We start from the raw sequence: 15241 nt of genomic DNA, 5'->3' as shown, positions 1-15241 counted from the left end.
ATGATTACGTTGCCCGACCCCGCCTCGACCGAAATGCTGGGCGTGCGCCTTGGCGGGCAGATCCGGCGCGGCGACGCGGTCGCCCTGTTCGGCGATCTCGGCGCCGGCAAGACGACGCTCAGCCGCGGCATCCTTCACGGCCTGGGCTTTTCGGGGGAAGTGGCCAGTCCGACCTTTCCCATCGTCCTGGCCTACGATCCGCCGGATGTCCGCCTGCCGCTCTGGCATGTCGATCTCTATCGCATCGAGGATCCTCAAGAATTGGAGGAGTTGGCGCTCGACGAGGCGAAGCGCGACGGGGCGTTGGTCCTGGAATGGCCCGAGCGGCTGGGCTCCGCTCTGTGGCCCGACGCCCTGCGGTTGCACCTCTCCATCGCCGGGGAGGGCGTGCGCGCCTTGACAGCCACGGTGCCGCCCGCTTGGGAGGGGCGATGGCCTCCCCCATGATTCCGCCCCCCACCGCGCCCGATTTCCTCGCCGCCCATGGTTGGGCAGGCGCCGAGATACGCCCGCTCGCCGGCGACGCGAGCTTTCGCCGCTATTTCCGCGTCCAATTGGGCTACAAGACTGCCGTGCTGATGGACGCGCCGCCCGAATATGAGGATATCGGCCCGTTTCTGGCCGTCGCCGACCACTTGCTCGATCGCGGCTTCCTTCCGCCCCGCCCGCTCGCGATCGACCGAAAGAAGGGACTCCTGCTCCTCGAGGATTTCGGCGACGACCGGGTCGGACCTTTGCTCCTGCGCGAACCAGGCCGGGAGCGCGCCATCTACGAGAGCGCGGTCGACACGCTCGTCGCATTGGGCCGCGATCCAGCGCCTTGCGACATCCCGCCTTATGACGATGCCGCCATGGCCCGCGAAGTTGCGCTTCTGTCGGAATATTACGCGCCCGCCGTCGGCCTGGAGGTCGATCAGGCGGGCTTCTTCGAGGCGTGGCGGCAGGTATGGGAGGATGTGCTCACGGCGGTCGAACGCTTTCCGGTGCTGGTGCTGCGTGATTATCACGCCGACAATCTGATGGTCCTGCCCGGGCGGCGCGAGCTTGGCCTGCTCGATTTCCAGGACGCGCTGGCCGGGCATCCGGCCTATGACCTGGTCTCGCTCCTCCAGGACGCGCGCCGCGACGTGGCGCCGGCGCTGGAGGAGGCGATGATCGAGCGTTATTGCGCCGCCGCCGGAATCGCCGAGGCCGACGCGTTCCGCGGCCATTATGAAATCCTGGGCGCGCAGCGAAACACCAAGATACTCGGCATCTTCACCCGCTTGTGGAAGCGGGACGGCAAGCCGCATTACCTGCCGCTCCAGTCGCGCGTCTGGGGCTATCTAGAGCGCAACCTCGCCCATCCGGCGCTCGGCCCCGTCCGTGAGTGGTTCGACCGCAATGTGCCGGCCGACAAGCGCGCCGCCGCCTGGACGCGGGACGCCGCCGCATGAGCCGCACCAAGGCGCCGCTCGCGCTCAGGCCCGACCCCATGGCGGAGATACCCGAAGTCGCGATGGTGATGGCGGCGGGGCTCGGCAAAAGGATGCGTCCGCTGACCGCGACGCGGCCCAAGCCGCTGGTCGAGGTCGCCGGCCGCGCGCTCCTCGACCACAGCCTCGACCGGCTCCGCGCGGCGGGAGTGAGGAAGGCGGTGGTGAATGTCCATTATCTGCCCGATGCGCTCGAAGCGCATTTGAAATACCGCGTCGAAGGCATTGAGATCGCGATCTCGGACGAGCGCGCATTATTGCTCGAAACGGGCGGGGGCCTGGTCAAGGCGCTGCCTTTGATTGACGCCGATCCCTTCCTCGTCGTCAATTCGGACAATCTGTGGATCGACGGCCCGGTCGACACGTTGCGCCTGCTCGCGTCCGCCTGGGACGATGCGCGGATGGACGCGTTGCTGCTGCTGGTGCCGCTGGCCCGCGCCAATTGCCATGCGGGCCAGGGCGATTTCCACATGAGCGCCGCGGGAACCCTTCGCCGCCGCAAGCCGGGCGCCGTGGCGCCCTTCGTCTATACCGGCATCCAGATGGTGTCGAAGCGGCTCTTCGAGGGCGACATGCCCTCCGGCCCCTTCTCGACCAACATCCTGTGGGACCGCGCGATCGAGGCGGGGCGCTGCTTCGGGGCCGTCCATCAGGGCCTCTGGTTCGACATCGGCGCCCCCGCCAATATCAAGAAAGCGGAAGCGCTGCTTGGCGAGGCCTAGTCCGAACGGCTAGGCTCGGTTCGTGACCGTCGCCCAGCGCCCTTCCGTCTATACCATTTCCCCGCACCGCGCCTTCGCGGACGCGCTCGCCGCCGGCCTGATCGCCCGCTACGGGAAGGACAAGATGGGCCTCGCGCGCGGCCTGATCCTGGTCCCCAACAATCGCGCCGCGCGCGCCATCACCGACGCGTTCGTGCGGCGATCAGGTGGCGGGCTGCTGCTCCCGCGCCTCGTTCCGGTCGGCGACCCGGAGCTGGACGAGCGGATCGGCGGCGCGCTGGAGCCGATGGGGGAGGGGGAATCGGTTCCGCCGGCGATCGATCCAGTCGAACGGCTGATGCTGCTCGCCCGCCTCGTCCAGGACCAAGGCGAAGCAGACGCCGCGGAGGCCTTGCGCGTGGCGCAAGATCTCGCGCGCACGCTCGACCAGCTGCTGATCGAGGAGATCGATCCGGCCCGGCTGCGCGATGTCGCGGCGGAGCTGCCCGACCTCTCGCTCCATTGGCTAAAGTCGCTCGACCGGCTGGGCGTGATCCTGTCCGAATGGCCCAGGCTGCTCAAGGAGCGGGGGCGGATCGATCTGGCCGAACGCCGCAATCGCCTCCTCGGCGCCCTGGCCCGGCGCTGGCGGGCGAACCCGCCCGGCGGCTTCGTCGTGGCCGCCGGAATCACCACCGCCGCGCCGGCGGTCGCCGAGCTGCTCGGCGTCGTCGCCCGCCTGCCGGAAGCAATGGTCGTCCTTCCCGCGCTGGATGTGGCGATGGAAGAGCCGGAATGGCGGGCGCTGGGGCCGCACGAGCCGGATCCCGTCAGCGGCCGCCGGCCGCGCTCGATCGAGACCCATCCGCAATTCCACCTGAAACTCCTCCTCGACCGGATGAGCGTCGGCCGCGACGAGGTGGAGCGCTGGCGCTGGGGCGGGGGCCGCGACGCCCCCGCCGTCCGTACCCGCGCCATCGCCAACGCGATGAAGCCGGCGCGCTTCACCGGCCTCTGGCAGGAACTGAGACCTGCCGAGCGCCGCCTCACCGGCGTCCGCGCGCTGGAACTCGCCGATCCCGCCGAAGAGGCCCAGGCCATCGCCATCGCGTTGCGGGAGGCGCTGGAGGAACCGGGCCGCACCGCCGCGCTCGTCACGCCCGATCGCAGCCTCGCGCGGCGAGTCTCGGCGCACTTAAAGCGCTGGGGCATCGAGGCGGACGACAGCGCCGGCCGGCCGCTCTCCGAAACGCCGGCCGGCACATTATTGCTGGCGCTGGCCGGCGCGGCGGCGGAGAAGTTCGCGCCTGTCGCTCTGTTAGCGCTGCTCAAGCATCCGCTGGTGATGAAGGGCGACGCGCGTCTCGCCTGGCTGGAAGGCGCCCGCGTCCTCGACCTTGCGCTGCGCGGCCCGCGCCCGCCGGCCGGGCTCGAAGGAGTCGCCGCCTTCCTCGCCGACACCGGCGGTCGCGACGGCGCATTGCGCAAGCAAGCGGGATATTGGTGGTCATCGGTCGCCCCGTTGCTTGCGCCGCTGGAGCGCGAATTCGGCTCGGATCGCCCGACGCTGGCGGGCCTGCTCGCGACGATCCGCGAAGCAGCGTCGCGGCTCACCGCCGATCATGTGTGGGCAGGCCCGGCCGGCCGCGCCGCCGCCGACCTGTTCGCGTCGCTGGAGCAGGCCGCCGCCGCCGGACCCGTCCGGCCGACCGCGGCCAGCCTTCCGTCGATCCTCGAGCAAATGCTGGCCGGCGTCGCGATTCGTCCGCCTTACGGCCAGCATCCCCGCATCTTCATCTGGGGCCTGCTGGAGGCCCGGTTGCAGCATGCCGACCTGATGATCCTCGCCGGCCTCAACGAAGGCAATTGGCCGGCCTTGCCGACGCCCGACCCGTGGCTCGCGCCGCGCGTCCGTTCGGAGCTCGGCTTGCCCGGCCTCGAACGCCGCATCGGCCTTGCCGCCCACGATTTCGCGACAGCGCTCGGGGGCCGGCAGGTGCTCGTTACCCGCGCTCGCCGCGACGGACGCGCGCCCGCCGTCGCCTCGCGCTTCTGGCTCCGGCTGGAGGCGATGACGGGGGGGCTCACCCGGTCGCCTTATCATCGCCGCTGGGCGCAGGCGCTCGACCGGCCGGCCGGCTATCGGCCGGCGGTCCAGCCCGCGCCGGTTCCGGACGTCGCGCTTCGCCCCCGCACGATTTCGGTGACCGAGGTCGACCGCCTGAAGGCCGACCCGTTCGCTTTCTACGCCCGCAAGATGTTGCGCGTGTCCGCCCTCGACGTGATCGACGCCGATCCAAGCCCCGCCTGGCGCGGCAGCGCGGTCCACTCCGTTCTCGAGGCCTGGATGAAGGAGGATGATTGCGATCCCGCGAAGCTGCGGCCCCGCGCGGAAGCCTTCTTCGCCGGCGCGGACGCCCATCCGCTGATGCGGGCGCTCTGGCAGCCGCGTTTGCTGGAGGCGATCGACTGGATCGCGGAAGAGGTCGCCGCCAACAAGGAGGCCGGCCGCCTTCCCGCCGCCGCCGAGGCGTGGGGCGAGATCGACATTGCCGGCGTGAAGCTGGGCGGCAAGGCGGACCGCATCGACCGCGCCGCCGACGGCAGCCTCGTCATCGTCGACTACAAGACCGGAATGCCACCGGCCAACAAGGCGGTGGCACAAGGCTATTCGATGCAGCTCGGCCTGCTCGGGCTTATCGCCCGGGAAGGAGGTTTCAAGGAGGTCGAGGGGATCCCCGCAGCATTTGAATATTGGTCGCTGGCGAAGAAGGCGGGGAAACTGGGGCACGTCGCCAGCCCGGTTGGCGGCCGGACCGGCCTGGACGCAGGCGACTTCACCAACGTCGCCGCCGGCCATTTCGTCGCCGCCGCCAATGCCTGGCTCACCGGGGCCGCGCCCTTCACCGCCAAGCTCCACCCCGAATATGCGCCCTATGGCGATTACGACCAGCTGATGCGCCTCGACGAATGGTATGGCCGCGAATCCTCGCCAGCGTCCCGGGGAGACGGGCAGCTTCCTCCGGGGGAATAAGTGGTTGCCCGACGGGCTGAACGTCAGTCGGCCCCGAACAGACGGCGCAGGAATACCGTCTCGACCTCCCGGCGGAGGTCGTTGTTCGGCTTCTTTTGGAAGCCATGGCCTTCGTCGGCGAACACGACGTACCAGGCTTCGACGCCGTTGCGCCTGATGCCGGCGACGACCTGGTCGCTTTCCGATTGGGGCACGCGCGGATCGTTGGCGCCCTGCATGACCAGCATCGGCTTGGAAATCCTGGAGACGTTGGCGAGCGGGTTGATGCGCGCGAACACGGCCTGCATGGCAGGGTCGCGCTCGTCGCCATATTCGGCGCGGCGATTGTCGCGGCGATAGGCCTCCGTGTTGGTGAGGAAGGTGGTGAAGTCGCTGATCCCGTAGCGCTCGACTCCGCCGACCAGCCGATCCGAATAATGGGTCATCACCGCCAGCGACATATAGCCGCCATAGGATTGGCCGTAGACGGCGACCCTGTCCTTATCGAGATCGGGCTGGGCCGCGATCCAGTCGAGCAGGGCGCCGATATCCTTGACGCTGTCCTCGCGCTTCTCGGCATTGTCGAGGTTCAGATATTGCGTGCCGTAGCCGTCGCTGCCGCGCACGTTCGGCAGGATGATGGTCGCGCCCAATGTGTCCGCCATCAGCTGCGCGCCGGGATTCCAGCCGGGCCGAGTCTGCGATTCGGGGCCGCCGTGAATGTCCATGACCACCGGGGTGCGCACACCGGCGGCGACGTTGGTCGGCCGATACACGAAGGCGGGCACGGACAGCCCGTCGAACGACTCGAAGCGGACGAGGCGCGGCTCGGCGAGGGTGGCGGGATCGAGGCCGCCCAGTTCCGATTGCGTCCAGCGCGCGAGGGCCCCGTCCGCCACGTCCCAGGACCATATGTCGCCGGCCGAAGTCGCGGTCGACAGGCTCAGCGCCAGCCGCTTTCCGTCCGGCGAGAAGCCAAGGCCGGTCAGCACGCCTTTCGGCAGATCGGGCTGCGGCAGCGCCCGCCTCGTCACCCGATCCTGCACGACGAGCCGCGAGTAACCGTCCTCATTGATCGAATAGGCAAGGATGCGCCCGTCGTCGGAAAGATCGAACGTCTCGACATCCCATTCCAGGTCCGGCGCCAGCACACGCCTCTCGCCACTCGCCAGGTCGATTTCGACCAGCCGTCGCAGATCGGCGTCGGCGTTGGTGATGACGATGATGCTGTTGCCGTCGGGCGTGAACCGCGCCTCCTCGTACCGCGCCGGCTCGTGCGTGAAGGCGAGCTCCTCGGCCTTGCCGCTGGCGAGGTCGAGCAAGGAAAGCCGCGTCTCGCGGTTGGAGAGGGTGCGCGCGAGCAGAAGCCGGGTCTTGTCCGGCGACACGTCGACCGGCGCGATCGAGCCCGTGCCCTGATAGGCCACGCGCCGTGATGCCGGATCGGAAGGATCGGCGACAAGGATCGCGTAATCGGGCGATCCCTTCGTCGCCCGCGACCAGGCGACCAAGGCGCCGTCCTTGCTGAACACCGGCGACTGGTTGCGGGTGCCGGGCTCGGTCAGCGCCGTCGGTGCGCCGGTCAATCCCATCGCGTAGAGCTGGAACCATTCGTCGCCGCCGGTGTCGCGCCGGACGAGGAAATTGTCCGACCCGGGAATCGCATAAGCGCCCGCCACCGGCTCCTCGAAGAAGGTGATCTGCGTCCTCGCCCCGCCCGGCGCCGCGACGCGGTGGAGCTGGTTGGTAGCGCCGAAGCGCGTCGTCACCAGCATCGATCCGTCGGGCAGCCAATCGCGGAAGGTGGCGTCGCGGTAATTCTGGTAGAGCTGCACCGCCGCGCGCACATCGTCGGGGATCGCCGGCACATTCTCCAAGGTCGCCGATCCAACCTGCCGCGTCGCGACCGTTGCGGTCTGGCCGAGGACAGGCGCGGCGGTGGCGAGCAACAGAGCGGCGAACAAGGCTTGGCGCATCGGGATTCCCTTCCAGCTGGACCTCGCCAGCTTGGCATGGCCGACGGGTGAGGAATAGTGCGGTGATTACGAGCTAGCCGCTGGCGATCGTCGCCGGTCATTGACGCTTGCGGCCAACGCCCGCCTTCGCCATAGGTCCGGCTTCCGTCGGACCCGGATGTTCCGGGTGGCTCGGCCGGGCGCCTATCCCCCGGACAATTGCATCTCTTCGGCGCTTCGAGCATCCGTATCGCTCGCGCCGGGATTTCGGTTCAGGTTTACAACAATGGTCTCCGCTGCCGCGCTTCGCCGCGAATGGCTGTCCAATCCGCGAGGCGACATCCTCGCCGGCATCGTCGTCGCGCTCGCGCTCATCCCGGAGGCGATCGGCTTCTCGATCATCGCCGGCGTCGACCCCAAGGTCGGCCTCTACGCCTCCTTCTCGATCGCGGTGATCACCGCTTTGGTCGGCGGGCGGCCCGGCATGATCTCCGCCGCCACCGCCGCCATCGCCGTATTGGTCGTGCCGTTGATCCGCGATCACGGGCTCGAATATCTGTTCGCCGCGACGATCCTGATGGGCATCATCCAGATCGCCGCCGGCTATCTCCGGCTGGACCTGCTGATGCAGTTCGTCTCGCGCTCGGTGATCACCGGCTTCGTCAATGCGCTCGCCATCCTCATCTTCATCGCCCAATTGCCGCAGCTGACCGGCGTTTCGTGGCACACCTATGCGATGGTCGCCGGCGGCCTCGCCATCATCTATTTGTTCCCGCGCCTCACCCGCGCGGTGCCGTCGCCGCTGGTCGCGATCGTCATCCTTTCCGCTTTGTCCATGTGGCTGGTCCTGCCGGTGAACAGGGTCGGCGACATGGGCGAGCTGCCTTCGACATTGCCCTATCTGCTCATCCCCGACGTGCCGTTCACGTTGGAGACGCTGGGGATCATCCTTCCTTATTCGCTGACCATGGCGGCCGTCGGCCTGCTGGAATCGCTGCTCACCGCCCAGATCGTCGACGACTTGACCGACACGCCCAGCGACAAGCGCCGCGAGTGCAAGGGGCAGGGGATCGCCAATTTCGCGACCGGCTTCCTCGGCGGCATGGGCGGCTGCGCGATGATCGGCCAGTCGGTCATCAACGTGAAATCCGGCGGCTCGACGCGGCTTTCGACAATGACGGCCGGCTGCGTATTGCTGTTCCTGATCGTGGTGCTCGGCCCGTGGGTTGCCCGGATTCCGATGCCAGCTTTGGTCGCTGTGATGATCATGGTTTCGATCGGCACGTTCAGCTGGACTTCGATCAGGAACCTTCGCAGCCATCCCTGGCACAGCTCGGTGGTGATGGCGGCGACCGTGATAGTCGTGGTCTGGACCCACGATCTCGCCCAGGGAGTGCTCGCCGGCGTGCTGCTGAGCGGCGTGTTCTTCGCCAGCAAGGTCAGGCGCCTGTTCGCCGTCGCCTCCAGCCTCTCCGACGACGGCGCCACCCGCACCTATGTCCTCACCGGCCAGATTTTCTTCGCGTCGGTCGAGCGATTCGCCGCGGCCTTCGATTTCCGCGAGGTGCTCGATACCGTGCGGATCGATGTCAGCCGCGCGCATTTCTGGGACATTTCGGCCGTCGCCGCGCTCGACAAGGCGGTGCTCAAATTCCGCCGCGAAGGCACCAGCGTCGAGATTATCGGTCTCAACGAAGCCAGCGCCACGATGATCGACCGCTTCGGAATCCACGATAAACCCGGCGCGGAGGATGCGCTCGGGAGCCACTGACGGAGACGGGAATGACCAAGCTGCTCGCCTGCATCGACGCTTCCGCTTACGCCACCAGCGTCTGCGACCATGCCGCCTGGGTGGCGACGCGGCTGTTCGCCTCGGTCGAAATTCTGCACGTCATCCAGCGCAAGGACGCGGTCGCCGCCCGCCACGACCTCAGCGGCGCGGTCGGGCTCGGCGCCAAGAGCACGCTGCTGGAAGAGCTGACCCGCATCGGCGAGAGCGAGGGGCGGCTCGCCCGCGAGCAGGGAAAGGCGCTGCTCGGCGCGGCGGAGCAGCGGCTCCGCGAAGCGGGCGTCGAGGACGTCACTGTGGTCCACCGCCACGGCGGCATCGTCGAGACCGTCGTCGAGCGCGAAGCCGAGGCGGACATGGTCGTCATCGGCAAGCGCGGCGCATCCGCCGATTTCGCCAGGGGGCATCTCGGCAGCAAGGTCGAGCGCGTCGTCCGTTCCAGCACCCGGCCCGTGCTCGTCGCCTCGCGTGCTTTCCGGCCGATCCGCGAGGTCGTCCTTGCGTATGACGGCGGCGAGAGCGCGCGAAAGGCGGTGCACTTCATGGCCGGCTCGGCGCTCTTTCGCGACGCAAAGGTCCATGTCGTGATGGCGGGCGCGGCCGACGAGAGCCACGAGGAGCGCCTGGCCGGGGCTGTGCGCGCCCTGCGGACGGGCGGCATCGAAACGTCTTCGGCTCTGGTCCAGAGCTCGGCCGAGGATGGCATCGCCGATGCGATGCGCGAGCGCGACATGCTGGTGATGGGCGCTTACGGCCATTCGGCATTGCGGGCCATGATCGTGGGCAGCACCACCACGGCGATGATGCGCACCTGCCAGGTGCCGGTGCTGCTGTTCCGATAGCGGCCGTCCCCTCGTCGACAAAATCGCGGCTTTCGTCGCGCCAGCGCCGATTGGCAGCGGCATAGGCCGGTTCGGGCGCAACGCCCGCGACACGCGGCGGCATCGTTCGCATCCCCATCATCGCAACAACAATATTCGACTGGGGGAATGAACGTGCGCAAGATCGTTTCGCTTATCGCGGCTTCGGCCATCGCTTTGGCCTCGACGCCGGCGCTTGCCCAAGGCAAGTCCTCAGGCCGCAAGGCGCAGGAGAAGGGCCAGGCGCAGATTCCGGTCTGCACCCGCAAGCTCGGCACCATCGCGATCGTCGAGCCCGACAACAATTGGTGGCAGTCGCTGGGCCTCGGCAGCCCGGAAGCGGTGATCAAGCTGTTCGTGATGAAATCCGGCTGCTTCGGCCTGGTCGACCGCGGCCGGGGACTCCAGAACCGCAATATCGAGCGGGCGCTGGCCGATTCGGGCGAATTGCAGGACGGCTCCAATATCGGGCGCGCGCAGGTCAAGGCCGCCGATTATTTCATCGTCCCCGACATCGTCTCGAAGAACGAGCGGTCGGGCGGCGGCGGCCTCGGCGCGGCTTTGGGCGGCGCGCTCGGCGGCGGCTTTTTCGGCGGCATCGTCGGCGGCCTCAGCGTCAACAAGAAGGAAGCCAACGTCCTTCTCACGCTCGTCAATTCCCGCACCACCGAGCAGGAGCGGATGACCGAGGGCTATGCCCGCCGTTCCGACTGGAGCTTCGGCGGCGGCGCCGGCGGCTTCTGGGGCGGCTTCGCCGGCATCGGCGGCGGCGGCTACACCGATACCGACATCGGCCAGGTGATCGTGCTGGCCTATTTGAACGCCTACACCGACATGGTGACACAATTGGGCGGCCTTCCGGCGGACCCGAGCGCGGCGGCCCCCCAAGCGCGCTAGGGTTTGCCGGTCCTGAGGGGGGCGGCGTCGTGGACCAGCGGCGTCGCCCCTTTTTTTGTGCCCAGAACAGGAATATCACCGCCACAGGCAGAGGGTTGGGCGATGCGGCAATGGCTGGGCGCGGGCGCGGCACCGGCGAACATGAAGCGCGAGGCGCCGGCCGGGCCGATGTGTGCGCCGCATCTCGCGATCGACGACTTCCTTCCCGCGATTGAGGCGCAACGGCTCCGCAAGGACGTAGACGCCCATTTCGCCGACCCCCACAAGCACCAGGCGGACCGTCATCAGATCTGGAACTATTGGCACGTCCCGCAACTCTACACCTATCTGCGCACCGCGCCGGAGAAGGTGATCGACCGTGAGTCCCTCGTCCGCTTCCACGAAACGCTGACCGGCTGGGCGCGCCGCACGCTCGGACTCGCCCACGTCACCTGGCCCTATCTCAGCCTCTATGTCGATGGCTGCGTTCAGGGCCTGCACAACGATTCGACCAATGGCCGTTTCGGCTATGTCTATTCGCTCACCTTCGACGACCGCCGGAGCCGGGGCGGCGAGACGATCGTGCTGCGCGAGGGCGACCTGTTCCGGACCAATCTGGCCAACGCGGCGGCGGGGCGCGGGCTCTACGACCTCATCGCGCCGAATTTCAACCGGCTCGCCATCTTCGACGATCGCATGCCGCACGGCGTCCAGCGGGTCGAAGGGTCGATGGACCCGGCCGAGTGCCGCATCGTCCTCCACGGCCATATCGGCGAAGGCGGCGCTTTCGCGACCGGTCCGGTGCCGGCGGCAATCGTCTCGACGGCCGTGAAGGCGGCGGTCGCGGAAACGCTCGCCGGGACCGACGGAGCGGACAATCTCCATGGGCCGCTGACGGTGCGGCTGGATATCGCGCCCTCGGGAGAAACGCGCGACGCGTGTATACTCGTCGATCGCCTCGTCCGCCCCGACGGCGCTTGCGTCCGGACGTTCGCGGACGGACTCATGGAGCGGATCGGTGCTCTTCGTTTCGACGCGGGGGAGGGCGTTACCGAGGCGACGGTTCCGATCATCTTCGGCGGCTCGCTTACGCGGGACTGAATCGCCGGCGATAGGATGGAGGCCCGAGCCGGAATCGAACCGGCGTGCAAGGATTTGCAGTCCTCTGCGTAACCACTCCGCCATCGGGCCGCCGGCCGCGCATTTGTGCGGTTTTGGCGGAAGGGTCAATGTCTAAAAGGCGTGGCCGGCTCGGTCCCGCCCTGTAAAAGCCCCCGCGGCGGCTCGTCCCATCGGCTTTCGGGCGGCGGGCCGGGCTCTCGGGGAAAAGATGAGGCGAAGGCGGATGGACAAGGATATCGAGCGGATGAGCGGTGCCTGCCATTGCGGCCGCATACGATTCAGCGTGACATTGACGGACGGGCTTCACAGCGCCCGCCGCTGCACCTGTTCCTATTGCCGGATGCGCGGCGCGATCGCGGTATCGGCGGATCTGGACGGATTGACGATCGACGCCGGCGAGGACGCGCTCAGCGTCTATCGCTTCAACACAATGACCGCGAAGCATTATTTCTGCGCGCATTGCGGCATCTACACGCACCACCAGCGCCGTTCGGACTCCAGCCAATATGGCGTCAACGTCGCCTGCCTCGCCGGGATCAGCCCCTTCGACTTCGACGAGGTGCCGGTGAATGACGGCATCAACCATCCTTCGGACGGCGAGGGGCCCCGTCTCGCCGGAATTCTGCGCTTCACCCCGGCCGGATAGACCTCGCTGTCCGGCAGCGAACAACGACTGTCCGGAATCGGACAATCGGCGGCGGGTGCGCCCGCAGGAAAAGCGGCTCCAGTCCCCGCGACCGGCGTGGCACGGCTCTTGCTCCTCCCGAACCGATGAGGCGGCGGGACTTCCCGCTTGGCCTCGGGCTGCCTAGTGGCTAGAAGCCGGGGACGGAACTTGGTGTATTGCGCTACTAAGACAGTTGTGCGAATAGGGCTCTCATGACGGAACAGAATTTCGAGCATATGCGCCGCGCGATGGTCGCCAGCCAGCTGCGCACGACTGGCGTCAGCGACCCCCGCGTCGTCGCCGCCATGGGCGCCGTGCCGCGCGAGCGGTTCGTGCCGGTGGATCGTGCGACCACGGCTTATGCCGACGCTTTGGTGCCGCTCGGCGGCGGCCGCGATCTCAACACGCCGATGTCGCTGGGCCGGATGCTCACCGAGGCGCGGCCGCGCGGGGAGGATCGCGCGCTGGTGCTCGGCGCCGCCACCGGTTATGCGGCGGCGGTGCTGGCGCGGCTGGTGGCCTCGGTCGTGGCCGTCGAGCAGGATCCGGCGCTCGCCTCGGCAGCGATGTCGGCGCTCAAGGGCACAAGCGTCAAGCTGATCGAGGGCCCGCCCGCCAAGGGCTATGCGCGCGGGGCGCCCTACGACCTCATCCTGATCGACGGCGCGGTCGAGTTCGTGCCCGACGCGATCGTCGAGCAGCTCGCCGACAACGGCAGGCTCGTCGCCGCCATCCTCGATAATGGAGTGGCGCGCATTTCGATCGGCCGGCGCGGGGGCGGCGGCTTCGGCACGGTGGCGGTGGCGGACGTCGCTTCGGCCATTCTTCCGGGGTTCGTCAGGCCCCGCACATTCACATTCTAACGGAGTAGGGCGTAATGCGGGGAGGGTTATTGGCTGCGGCGGGGCTGGGGGCGCTGCTTGTCGCCGGCGCGGGACAGGCCGAGACATTGCGCGACGCGCTGGTCCAGACCTATCGGAGCAATCCGACCATCACTGGACAGCGCGCGCAGGTCCGCACGCTCGACGAGGGCGTGGCGATCGCCCGCGCTTTGGGCCGCCCGCAAATCTCGGCCACCGCCGGCGTCAACCAGGATTTGACCCGTACCGGCGGCGGCAATGGTCGCAACCTCAATGCCGGGATCGACGTCAGCTACCCTTTGTTCCAGGGCGGCCGGGTCCGCAATTCGATCCGCGCCGCCGATGAACGCGTCCTCGCCGGCCGCGCCGACCTCCGCGCCACCCAGGGCGACATCTTCACCGAAGCCGTCGGCGCCTATATGGACGTCATCCGCGACCGTTCGATCGTCACCCTCAATCGCAACCAGGTCGAGGTGCTCGAGACCAATTTGCAGGCGAGCCGCGACCGGTTCGAGGTTGGCGACCTGACCCGTACCGACGTCGCCCAGTCCGAAGCGCGCCTCGCGCTCGCCCAGAGCAATCTCGCCCTCGCCGAGGGCGCGCTTACGGGGAGCGAAGAGAATTACCGCCGCGTGATCGGCGATCTGCCGGGCGAGCTGCAGCCCCCGCCGCCCTTGCCGCCCTTGCCGACGACGCCCGAGCAGGCTGTGGACATCGCGCTCGCCAACAATGCCGATCTGATCTCGATCGCGGCGCAGGTCCGCGCCGCCGGCCTTGACGTCTCGGTCGCGCGCGCCGACCGCCTGCCAAGCGTAAACGCCATCGGCTCCGGCCGCTACACCAATTTCCTCGGCTCGAACGACGAGCGCTTTGGCGCCGATCCGGGCACGCTCCCCAATACCGAGACCACCACCGGCATCGGCGTCCAGGCGAGCATCCCGCTCTATCAGGGCGGCCTCGTCGGCGCTCGCGTGCGCCAGGCGCAGGCGTTGCAAAGCCAGCTCCTCGAACAGGGCGTCGCGGTCGAGCGTTTGGTGGTCGCCAACACCCGCGCGGCCTTCTCCAGCTATCAGGCGTCGCTCGACGCGATCGCATCGAACGAGGTCGCCGTCGCCGCCAACAGCCTCGCGCTCGAAGGAACCCGCGCCGAACAGAGCGTCGGTACCCGCAACGTGCTCGACGTGCTCAACGCCGAACAGGAACTACTGAACAGCCAGGTCCTGCTCGTCACCGCGCGCCGCGACGCCTATGTCGCGGGCTTCGCCTTGCTCAACGCGATGGGCCAGGCCGAGGTCGGCGACTTGAACCTGGACGGCGGCTACATCTACGACCCGGTGGCGAATTACGACCGCGTGTCGCGCCGCGCCTCGGACTGGTCGGACGATCCGGTGCCGCAGCCGGTGGCGACGCGCACGGTCTACGGTCCGGTCGCACAGACCCCCGTGACACCGCCGAGCGAATAGGTAATAAGGCCCTCATCATGGGGGATATTAACCAGGATCCGTCGATGGAGGAGATACTCGCTTCCATCAAACGCGTCATCGCGGACGATGGCCGCGCGTCGCCCTCGCGTCTAGCGCGCGGCGGCGGGCGGGCCGAGCCGCCGTCCGAGGAGCGCGTCGAGGAGGATGTCCTCGAACTCAGCGATCCCGTCTCCGAAGCGGACGGCCTGACGTCCGAGGATACGACCGCCGCCACCCGCCAGAAACTGGCCGCGCTGGCGGCGATGCATCAGCCGGAGGGGCGCGAAATGCCCGCTGTCTCCGACGCCGCTTTGGCCGCCGCCGTCCGCGAGATGCTCCGCCCGATGCTCAAGGACTGGCTCGACCAGCGCCTCCCCGAAATGGTCGAGGACATGGTCGCCCGCGAAATCGCCCGGATCACCGGCAAGAGCCTCTGAGGCAAAACCCGTCAATCCAGCGA

The 15241-nt window shown here is 68.3% G+C and carries 13 protein-coding genes, 1 tRNA gene and 1 other annotated feature; of the genes, 12 read left to right on the top strand and 2 right to left on the bottom strand.

The features are described from left to right. From tsaE to addB, 4 genes are read left to right on the top strand one after another with little or no spacing between them, the layout of a single operon-like run. Complete coding sequence (tsaE, locus tag ACFQRC_RS01785) at window positions 1–447, top strand: tRNA (adenosine(37)-N6)-threonylcarbamoyltransferase complex ATPase subunit type 1 TsaE (protein WP_379957139.1); 447 nt, start codon at window positions 1–3, stop codon at window positions 445–447. Then, on the top strand, window positions 444–1436 hold the full coding sequence (locus tag ACFQRC_RS01780) for an aminoglycoside phosphotransferase family protein (RefSeq protein WP_379957137.1): 993 nt from the start codon (window positions 444–446) through the stop codon (window positions 1434–1436). Before tsaE ends, ACFQRC_RS01780 begins: the two co-directional genes overlap by 4 nt. After that, window positions 1433–2197: a nucleotidyltransferase family protein gene (locus tag ACFQRC_RS01775; protein ID WP_379957135.1), complete on the top strand. Its 765-nt coding sequence runs from the start codon at window positions 1433–1435 to the stop codon at window positions 2195–2197. The genes ACFQRC_RS01780 and ACFQRC_RS01775 overlap by 4 nt, the downstream gene beginning before the upstream one ends. A gap of 22 nt (window positions 2198–2219) precedes the next feature. Next, window positions 2220–5210, top strand: a complete 2991-nt coding sequence (addB, locus tag ACFQRC_RS01770) for a double-strand break repair protein AddB (protein ID WP_379957133.1) — start codon at window positions 2220–2222, stop codon at window positions 5208–5210. A gap of 23 nt (window positions 5211–5233) precedes the next feature. Here addB and ACFQRC_RS01765 read toward each other — a convergent pair whose 3' ends face one another. Beyond that, window positions 5234–7165: a S9 family peptidase gene (locus tag ACFQRC_RS01765; RefSeq protein WP_379957131.1), complete on the bottom strand. Its 1932-nt coding sequence runs from the start codon at window positions 7163–7165 to the stop codon at window positions 5234–5236. Between the two features lie 146 nt (window positions 7166–7311). After that, window positions 7312–7365, top strand: a sequence feature (sul1 is cis-regulatory element that is thought to sense ions involved in sulfur or methionine metabolism; They are found in Alphaproteobacteria). A gap of 65 nt (window positions 7366–7430) precedes the next feature. On the opposite strand from ACFQRC_RS01765, the gene ACFQRC_RS01760 reads away from it, so the two are divergent. The 4 genes from ACFQRC_RS01760 to ACFQRC_RS01745 all read left to right on the top strand — a co-directional run bounded on the left by ACFQRC_RS01760 (window position 7431) and on the right by ACFQRC_RS01745 (window position 11770). Beyond that, the gene (locus tag ACFQRC_RS01760) at window positions 7431–8915 is read left to right on the top strand and encodes a SulP family inorganic anion transporter (RefSeq protein WP_379957129.1); all 1485 of its coding nucleotides are present in this window, start codon (window positions 7431–7433) and stop codon (window positions 8913–8915) included. An 11-nt stretch (window positions 8916–8926) separates the two neighbouring features. After that, complete coding sequence (locus tag ACFQRC_RS01755; RefSeq protein ID WP_379957127.1) at window positions 8927–9775, top strand: universal stress protein; 849 nt, start codon at window positions 8927–8929, stop codon at window positions 9773–9775. 153 nt (window positions 9776–9928) lie between these two features. Then, on the top strand, window positions 9929–10690 hold the full coding sequence (locus tag ACFQRC_RS01750; RefSeq protein WP_379957125.1) for a CsgG/HfaB family protein: 762 nt from the start codon (window positions 9929–9931) through the stop codon (window positions 10688–10690). 102 nt (window positions 10691–10792) lie between these two features. Further along, a complete protein-coding gene (locus tag ACFQRC_RS01745; RefSeq protein WP_379957123.1) occupies window positions 10793–11770 on the top strand; it encodes a hypothetical protein in 978 nt (325 codons plus the stop codon). A gap of 16 nt (window positions 11771–11786) precedes the next feature. On the opposite strand, the gene ACFQRC_RS01740 is transcribed toward ACFQRC_RS01745, so the two are convergent. Further along, window positions 11787–11860: transfer RNA gene (locus ACFQRC_RS01740), tRNA-Cys, on the bottom strand. Window positions 11861–12014: 154 nt separating this feature from the next. Here ACFQRC_RS01740 and ACFQRC_RS01735 point away from each other — a divergent pair. The 4 genes from ACFQRC_RS01735 to ACFQRC_RS01720 all read left to right on the top strand — a co-directional run bounded on the left by ACFQRC_RS01735 (window position 12015) and on the right by ACFQRC_RS01720 (window position 15218). Next, complete coding sequence (locus ACFQRC_RS01735; protein WP_379957121.1) at window positions 12015–12437, top strand: GFA family protein; 423 nt, start codon at window positions 12015–12017, stop codon at window positions 12435–12437. Window positions 12438–12670: 233 nt separating this feature from the next. Further along, window positions 12671–13321, top strand: a complete 651-nt coding sequence (locus ACFQRC_RS01730; RefSeq protein ID WP_379957119.1) for a protein-L-isoaspartate O-methyltransferase — start codon at window positions 12671–12673, stop codon at window positions 13319–13321. Window positions 13322–13335: 14 nt separating this feature from the next. Then, window positions 13336–14781, top strand: coding sequence for a TolC family outer membrane protein (locus tag ACFQRC_RS01725; protein WP_379957117.1), 1446 nt, complete (start codon window positions 13336–13338; stop codon window positions 14779–14781). 17 nt (window positions 14782–14798) lie between these two features. After that, window positions 14799–15218 (top strand): DUF2497 domain-containing protein, encoded by a 420-nt coding sequence (locus tag ACFQRC_RS01720; RefSeq protein WP_379957115.1) that lies wholly within the window; start codon window positions 14799–14801, stop codon window positions 15216–15218. Window positions 15219–15241 lie beyond the last annotated feature (23 nt).

The sequence above is a fragment of the Enterovirga sp. GCM10030262 genome (genome assembly GCF_042666435.1).
Classification (GTDB): domain Bacteria; phylum Pseudomonadota; class Alphaproteobacteria; order Sphingomonadales; family Sphingomonadaceae; genus Allosphingosinicella.
This window is presented reverse-complemented; position numbering and strand designations above follow the sequence as displayed.